At 56.9% G+C, this 418-nt stretch carries 1 rRNA gene; it reads left to right on the plus strand.

The annotated features are described in order from the left end of the window. Positions 1 to 296: 296 nt before the first annotated feature. A 5S ribosomal RNA gene (gene rrf / locus AC1DKN_RS21045) occupies positions 297 to 413 on the plus strand. The last annotated feature ends 5 nt before the right edge of the window (positions 414 to 418 follow it).

Raw genomic sequence — 418 nt, forward strand, 5'->3', positions numbered from 1 at the left:
GCGAGGACTAACGACTCGTGAAGCTGACCGGTACTAATAGGCCGATAACTTACACCACACACTCTTCCCGTGAACGGATTCAAAAGACGTTCACACCAGGGAAGGGTACAAAGAAACAAGACTGCTTGCGTCCACTATGTGGTTCCCAAACAACAAACCCGTCACCGACGGCACGTTGCGACAGGAACAAAACCACAACAAAATAACAACACCACAGCTGCATTCGCTGCAGCGGCCATGTTGTAACCACTAGTTTTCCCCACCCCCGGCAGCGGGCACGGTGGCGGAGCAAGGGTTACGGCGGTCATAGCGTGGGGGAAACGCCCGGTCCCATCCCGAACCCGGAAGCTAAGACCCACAGCGCCGATGGTACTGCACCCGGGAGGGTGTGGGAGAGTAGGTCACCGCCGGAACACCA

It is taken from the genome of Arthrobacter sp. 01N444, from assembly GCF_056399305.1.